We start from the raw sequence: 7,047 nt of genomic DNA on the forward strand, positions 1-7,047 counted from the left end.
GCTTTTGAGGCTCTCATTTCACTGCCTCTTACAAGCATGGTAACTTTTTTGCAAATATTGGCGAGATAAGTGGCTTCCTCGGCTGCGGTGTCGCCTCCCCCAACTATTGCCACTTCCTGACCTTTGTAAAAAAATCCGTCACAAACGGCACAGGCAGAAACTCCTCCACCTCTCAGGCGCTGCTCACTGGGTAAGCCAAGGTATTTTGCGGTTGCCCCGGTAGAAATAATTACAGTTTCAGCTTCAATCTGTTTTCCATTATCCACTGTAGCTTTGTGAATACCTCCAATTTCATCGCTTAGTTCAACAGCAGTGATCATTCCTATTCTCACCTGTGTTCCGAAGCGTTCAGCTTGTTGTTGAAGTTGTACCATCATGGTTGGTCCGTCAATACCTTCCGGGTAACCCGGGAAATTATCTACTTCAGTAGTGGTTGTCAATTGGCCTCCGGGCTCCATACCGGTATAAACAACAGGGTGCATATCTGCTCTTGCAGCATAAATAGCTGCTGTATATCCGGCAGGTCCTGAACCAATAATCAGGCATTTGATTCTTTCTATATTTTCAGACATAATTGTAATATTTCAATTTTTGAGAATACAAAAGTACGGACTTTAAAGTACCTAAAACAGTAAAAGTTATTAAGAAATTCCAATATTTAATAACGAAAAATAAAGCAGCAAATAGATTTAAACCTCGCTTATCAAAAAGCAAAAACGTTCTTCTTATCTTATGAATACAGGTTTATCAGTGCTTTTAGTTTCTTCTTGGCTAAATTTATACCCATCAACATCAAAAGTCAATAAATCGTTATAGCTTTTAATTTCGTTGTCAACCACAAATCTGGCCATAGACCCTCTGGCTTTTTTTGCGAAAAATGAAATGATTTTCAATTTACCGTTTTTAAAGTCCTTAAATACAGGACTGATGAGTTTTCCGTTAAGTTTTTTGGTGTTTACGGATTTGAAATATTCATTGCTTGCCAGATTAAGTACAATCTCTTCTTTAGTTAATTCTTCATTCAGCACTTTTGTAATTTTATCGCCCCAGAATTCATAAAGGTTTTTACTTCGATTCACCTTTAAATCGGTTCCCATTTCAAGTCGGTAGGGTTGCATCAAATCCAAAGGTTTTAAAACACCATACATTCCTGAGAGGATTCTGACTGTATTCTGTAGTTTTTCAATTTTATTTTTAGAGATGCTGTATGCATCTAGACCTACATACACATCGCCGGAAAATGCGTAAACTGCCGGTCTTGCATTTTCTTTTATAAATGGAACAGAAAAATCCTGATAACGCTGTAAGTTCAGCTCAGCCAGTTGGTCACTGATGTCCATCAAATCCTTAAGTTGCTTTTTAGATTTTTTCTTTAAAACCCCATTGAGTTTTTCAGCTTCAGAAAGAAAAATGGGCTCTGTATATTTTTCAGTGGGTAATTTTGATTCAAAATCGAGTGATTTGGCCGGCGAAAGTAAGATTTTCATAACTATTTTTAATTTGAATCAAATTTACGGTTTTGCTAAATCTCAAGTGAAGATTTATTAAAATAATTATTAATGGAGACATAAGCGTTTCTAATAAATTAGGTATTTTAACAGTAAAAACTACTTTATATTAACAGTAATCTTTTAATTTAGTATGCATCAACATTAAATGTACCACTTATGAAAAACAAAATTACACTTGTTAAAACCTGTTTCTTATTACTTTCTTCATCAATAGTTTTGGCTCAGGAAGTCGGTCAAAAAGCTATTTTACTTGGAGACGGAAGCATAACAGCAGAAACTACTTTACTGCCAGAACACTTGGCAAGTAAAGGATCAAGTCCTTTTGTTCAACTTGGAAACTTTCCATTTGGCAGACCCACACACCCGAATTTTAAAAATTTCAGAGGAGCAACAGTTGCAGACATAGACCAGGATGGTATAGATGAAATCGTATTTGCAACTTACAATAAACTTTATGCAATAAAAGGTGACGGCAGCCTTTTGTGGGAAAGAACTTTGACCGGAACTGCCACCTTTCCTCCCACTGTAGCAGACATTACCGGTGATGGCAATCTGGAAATCGTACAAAACACAGGCGGGGTTCCGGCTAACGGACGCGTCTACCTGGTTCACGGTTCCACCGGAGCTGATTTTCCCGGTTGGCCACTTAACTTTAATAATAACTGGATGATAAATGCCCCGGCAGTTTCTGACCTGAATGATGATGGCACAATGGAAATTATTTTTTGTGAGCGGATTACATCAGGCCCTAGCAGGGTTCATATAGTAGATTCTCAAGGTAACCCTTATAATGCCAATTGGCCCGTGGAGATTCCCGGCACACCGGCCTTTACTCCATCTATTGGCGATGTGAATAATGATGGGATTATGAACGTTGTCATTTCAACCTCTGCCGGTGAAATGTATGTATTTGACACTGATACAGGACAATCTATCGCAGGATTTCCATCTACTGCTACAGGCATTAGTTATTCATACCAATCACCAATATTGGTTGATTTGGATGACGACGGAACACTTGAAATAGTGGGAAGTAACCACGGCACAAATCCGGCATTTTTTGTTATGAAATCTGACGGTAGTTATGCATCAGGCTGGCCCTATACCATAAATGAGTGGACTTATTCTCCCCCTACTGTTGCTGACGTAAATGGCGACGAAACGTATGAATTGTTTTTCGGAAACAGAAACACTAGCGGAGACGGAACTACACCTCTTGATGTAATTTATGGATTTGATCTAGATGGGAACTTGATTTCTGACTTTTCTGTAAACAAATACGGAGGTACTGAAGGAGTAATGACCATTGCAGACATAAATGGTGACGGAGTTCAGGACATAATTTTTCCCAGTGTGGTTGTAGGGTCAGACGGCAATGGATTTATTCATGCCTATTCTCTTGACGGGAGCGGTGAACTTGCTGGGTTTCCCCTTAGGCCTAAAGGCTTTACATTTATCAATAGTGCAGTTTTGGGTGATGTAAATAATGATGGTTTACTTAATCTTGTAGCCAATTCATACACCCAAACATTTGGCACTTCTGTTGACTCAGCTTTTGTAAATGTTTATAATATGGATATTCCTTATGACCCAACCACAATCTTAAGCAATGGTTATAAAGGAAACAACAAAAGAGATGGCCTGATTGTTCCGGACGAGCCACTTTCAACCGCCGATTTTGATACTCCACAAATGAATATTTACCCCAATCCTTCTAGTGGAGAATTGTCTTTTAGTATTCCTCAAAATCTTCAAAATGCTACATTACAGCTCTTTAGCCTTGATGGTAAACAAGTTTATGTTGAAAAAAACATTAGCGTAACAAATGGAACACTAAATAAATATTTCAAAAACATCCAACCGGGATTATACTTAGTTGTTATAAGTGACACAAAAACTACCTTTACCGGTAAATGGGTTAAAAAATAACCCAACCGTTTAACTAAAAAAGCCCGATTGATTCGGGCTTTTTTTATTCTTCAAAATCTTTTTGATGTTTCACATAACTCTTCCACTTTTCAATACAATCAGTCATGTCTTGTGGTATAGGTGAATCAAACTTCATGAATTCCCCGGTTTCAGGATGTTTAAAGCCAAGTGTTTTTGCATGAAGTGCTTGTCTGGGTAGTACTTTAAAACAGTTATCCACAAACTGTTTGTATTTCGTAAACGTGGTTCCCTTAAGAATTTTATCACCGCCATAGCGTTCATCGTTAAACAAGGTGTGGCCAATGTGTTTCATATGAACACGAATCTGGTGAGTTCTTCCGGTTTCCAATTTACAGGCAACCAGCGTAACATAACCCAATCGTTCAAGCACTTTGTAATGGGTGACCGCTTCTTTTCCCTGGCTTTCATCTTCAAAAACGATATTCTGGAGCCTGTTTTTTGGGCTTCTGCCTATATGGCCTGTAATCGTTCCTTCATCTTCAGTTACATCACCCCAAACCAGTGCTACATATTCACGCTCACTGGTCTTGTTGAAAAACTGTTTGGCGAGTTTGACCATAGCTTGTTCGGTCTTGGCGATAACTAATAATCCGCTGGTGTCTTTATCTATGCGATGTACCAAACCGGGACGTTCGCTACTGTTTAATGGAAGGTTTTCAAAGTGATATACCAATGCATTGATGAGTGTGCCTGAATAATTTCCATGACCGGGATGCACTACCATTCCGGCAGGTTTATTTACAACAATCAAGTAATCGTCTTCAAACACAATATCCAACGGAATGTTTTCAGGAACCAGCAAATATTCATAAGGCGGATGTGTAAACATCACCCTGATGACTTCTCCGGGTTTTACTTTATAATTGGATTTTACAGGCACATCATCAACAAAGATAGTCCCATTTTTTGCGGCGCTTTGAATTTTATTTCGGGTAGCACCCTCAATATAATTCATCAGGTACTTGTCAATGCGAAGCGGTTTCTGGCCTTTATCCACCACATAACGATGGTGTTCATATAAGTCATCGTTTTCTTCAATATCGTTTTCGGTTGTTGTCATTTCAATTTTCTTCCTCAGCAGTTTGATCTTCACTTTCCTCATCACTGCTTCCACGGTAACGCTCTTTACCATCACCTAAAACGAGGTCTATTTTTGAGGTAATCTGAAGCATGTCCCCGGGTTTAATCGTTTTCCCTTCGTGCCTCATCTCCAATACTTCATCTGGAGCAATGTAAGGTTTATAGATAATTTCTCCAATTTCAAAACCCAATGCCCTCAAAGTAGGTTCAGCTTGACGGCGAGTTCTTCCCACAAGTGGGGGAATTTCAACTGAGCGGTAACCAGACGGATTTAGTGTAATATAAATTTTTCGGTTTTCCTTTACCTCCTGGCCTGCAGCAGGAATTTGTTCAATCACTGAATATTTCGGGTAGTCAGGGTTGTAATTTGCAGAATCCAAGACCTCTAGTCTCAAATCAACTTCTTTGAGTTTTTTTGTGGCCTCTTCATAGGTCAGTTTTGAGACATCGGGCACAACTTTGTGCTGGTTGTGGTTGGTGGTAAACTTAAGCCAGCTTAATATTAAAAAAACTAAAATAAGCAACACTACAGCTGCCAATACAAGTTGTTTGATAAAGGCTTTAGAGAAAATAAACTTGAACAGACTCATTCAATTTGGTTTTATAAATCAGAAAATCACGCAAAGGTAAACTTAATTTGCTAAGATATTATTTTTTGGATTTGCTTTATTAATCCTACATTTGTTTAACGCATTTAATCTTTAATTCTTATGCCAAAAAAAATCGTGGCTGTGGTAATGGGCGGCTATTCCAGTGAATTTGAAATTTCCTTACTCAGTGGCAAAGTGGTGTCTGATTCACTTTCTAAAACCGATTATGAAGTTTATCCTGTTCATATCACTCCGGATAGCTGGTTTTTTAATTCTGAAACCGGTGACACCTTTGATGTGAATAAATCAGATTTTAGTTTTTCTAACGGAACTAAAACAATTAAACCCGATGTTGTTTTTAACGCCATTCACGGAACACCCGGTGAAGACGGTTTGTTGCAAGCTTATTTTGAATTAATTGGCCTGCCCCACACTTCCTGCAATTATTATCAGGCGGCGTTGACCTTTAACAAAAGGGATTGTCTTTCAGTTTTAAAGTCATACGGAGTGCATTGTGCAAAGGCTTATTACCTTAATAAAGGCGATGAAATAATACCGGAAGATATTATAAAAACTGTAGGCCTGCCATGTTTTGTGAAGCCCAGTCGCTCGGGCAGTAGCTTTGGGATATCTAAAGTAAAAACCATTGAAGAACTTCCCGAAGCCATTGAATTTGCATACAAGGAAGACGCCGAAATTTTAATTGAATCTTGTTTGGTGGGTACCGAAGTTTCTGTAGGTGTTATCCAATACAAAGGCGAGGTATTGGTACTACCGGCAACTGAAATTGTTACTGAAAATGAGTTTTTTGACTATGAGGCCAAATATCTGGGGCAGTCTGAAGAAATCACTCCTGCACGAATTCCTGACGAGGTAAGGCAACGTTTAAGATCTGAAGCCAAACGCATTTATGAACTTCTAAACATGACCGGTTTGTCGCGAAGTGAATACATTATTCAGGAAGGGGTGCCTCACTTTATTGAAATGAACACCAATCCCGGTTTATCACCCGAAAGCATCATACCAAAACAGTCACTTGCCGCAGGAATTTCCCTTGAAGAACTGTTTGGAAACCTGGTAGAGCAGGCTTTTAGAAAATAATGATTATCTTAGTTTTTTGAACTTTAATGTGCTTTTATGAAACGTGCTATATTTCCCGGTTCTTTTGACCCCATCACTTTAGGACATTATGATATTATCATGAGGGGCATTCATCTTTTTGATGAAATTATTGTAGCTATAGGCATCAATGCCGAAAAAAAATATATGTTCGACCTTGAACAACGCATAAAATTCATTGAAGAAGCATTTGCAGGTGAGTCTAAAGTGAAGGTCATGTACTATGAAGGACTTACCATCGATTTATGCAAAAAACTTGACGCTCAGTTTATTTTAAGAGGTTTGCGCAACCCGGCTGACTTTGAGTTTGAAAAAGCCATAGCCCACACCAACCGAAAGCTCTCTAAAATTGAAACTGTATTTCTTTTAACCGCATCAAAAACTTCATACATTAGTTCCAGTATCGTTAGGGATGTAATAAGAAATGGTGGTGATTATACCGTTTTGGTGCCGGACAGTGTAAGGGTTGATAAAAGTTAAGATGATTAATTTATTGCTTTTTGTTTTCGGAGATTGGAGTTAGCTCTAATGAACTCTCATCTATATTTTTTGGAATTTTAACTGTAACTATAGTTCCTGATGGCTCGTTTATTGAAAACACCAATTTTCCGTTGTGTAAGTTGATAAAATCTTTTACGATTCTCAAACCTATTCCGGTACCTTTTTCACCTTCTGTTCCATAAGTGCTCATTAATTCCTCTCTGGTATCCAGGTTCTTAATGACCGAATTATCAATACCTTTACCCTGATCGCTTACGCTAAATACAAAATAATCCTTTTCTTCACTAAAATTCACT

Annotated in this window: 8 protein-coding genes; 3 read left to right on the top strand and 5 right to left on the bottom strand. The window is 38.3% G+C overall.

All coding sequences use genetic code 11. The features are described 5' to 3' along the window. Both AC6F75_RS07620 and yaaA read right to left on the bottom strand, forming a co-directional pair. A partial coding sequence (locus AC6F75_RS07620) for an FAD-dependent oxidoreductase (RefSeq protein WP_500714381.1) occupies nt 1-572 on the bottom strand: 572 nt, incomplete at its 3' end. 153 nt (nt 573-725) lie between these two features. Further along, complete coding sequence (gene yaaA, locus AC6F75_RS07625) at nt 726-1,487, bottom strand: peroxide stress protein YaaA (RefSeq protein WP_500714382.1); 762 nt, start codon at nt 1,485-1,487, stop codon at nt 726-728. A 180-nt stretch (nt 1,488-1,667) separates the two neighbouring features. On the opposite strand from yaaA, the gene AC6F75_RS07630 reads away from it, so the two are divergent. Then, on the top strand, nt 1,668-3,440 hold the full coding sequence (locus AC6F75_RS07630) for an FG-GAP-like repeat-containing protein (RefSeq protein WP_500714383.1): 1,773 nt from the start codon (nt 1,668-1,670) through the stop codon (nt 3,438-3,440). A 43-nt stretch (nt 3,441-3,483) separates the two neighbouring features. Here AC6F75_RS07630 and AC6F75_RS07635 read toward each other — a convergent pair whose 3' ends face one another. Further along, nucleotides 3,484-4,521 (bottom strand): RluA family pseudouridine synthase, encoded by a 1,038-nt coding sequence (locus AC6F75_RS07635; protein ID WP_500714384.1) that lies wholly within the window; start codon nt 4,519-4,521, stop codon nt 3,484-3,486. Nucleotide 4,522: 1 nt separating this feature from the next. Beyond that, complete coding sequence (locus AC6F75_RS07640; RefSeq protein WP_500714385.1) at nt 4,523-5,131, bottom strand: PASTA domain-containing protein; 609 nt, start codon at nt 5,129-5,131, stop codon at nt 4,523-4,525. A 120-nt stretch (nt 5,132-5,251) separates the two neighbouring features. Between AC6F75_RS07640 and AC6F75_RS07645 the strand changes: the two genes are divergently transcribed. Beyond that, nucleotides 5,252-6,232, top strand: a complete 981-nt coding sequence (locus tag AC6F75_RS07645) for a D-alanine--D-alanine ligase (RefSeq protein WP_500714386.1) — start codon at nt 5,252-5,254, stop codon at nt 6,230-6,232. A gap of 36 nt (nt 6,233-6,268) precedes the next feature. Continuing rightward, on the top strand, nt 6,269-6,730 hold the full coding sequence (gene coaD, locus AC6F75_RS07650) for a pantetheine-phosphate adenylyltransferase (protein ID WP_500714387.1): 462 nt from the start codon (nt 6,269-6,271) through the stop codon (nt 6,728-6,730). Between the two features lie 10 nt (nt 6,731-6,740). Here the strand turns inward: coaD and AC6F75_RS07655 are convergent. Further along, nucleotides 6,741-7,047: ATP-binding protein (locus AC6F75_RS07655; protein WP_500714388.1), on the bottom strand; the 307-nt coding region annotated here is incomplete at its 5' end.

This window comes from Planktosalinus sp. (assembly GCF_059864935.1).

Bases quoted from the DNA above. Each gene is read 5' to 3' on its own strand.
- AC6F75_RS07640 (WP_500714385.1), bottom strand. From the start codon at position 5,131: ATGAGTCTGTTCAAGTTTATTTTCTCTAAAGCCTTTATCAAACAACTT.
- AC6F75_RS07635 (WP_500714384.1), bottom strand. From the start codon at position 4,521: ATGACAACAACCGAAAACGATATTGAAGAAAACGATGACTTATATGAA.
- AC6F75_RS07630 (WP_500714383.1), top strand. From the start codon at position 1,668: ATGAAAAACAAAATTACACTTGTTAAAACCTGTTTCTTATTACTTTCT.
- yaaA (WP_500714382.1), bottom strand. From the start codon at position 1,487: ATGAAAATCTTACTTTCGCCGGCCAAATCACTCGATTTTGAATCAAAA.
- AC6F75_RS07645 (WP_500714386.1), top strand. From the start codon at position 5,252: ATGCCAAAAAAAATCGTGGCTGTGGTAATGGGCGGCTATTCCAGTGAA.
- coaD (WP_500714387.1), top strand. From the start codon at position 6,269: ATGAAACGTGCTATATTTCCCGGTTCTTTTGACCCCATCACTTTAGGA.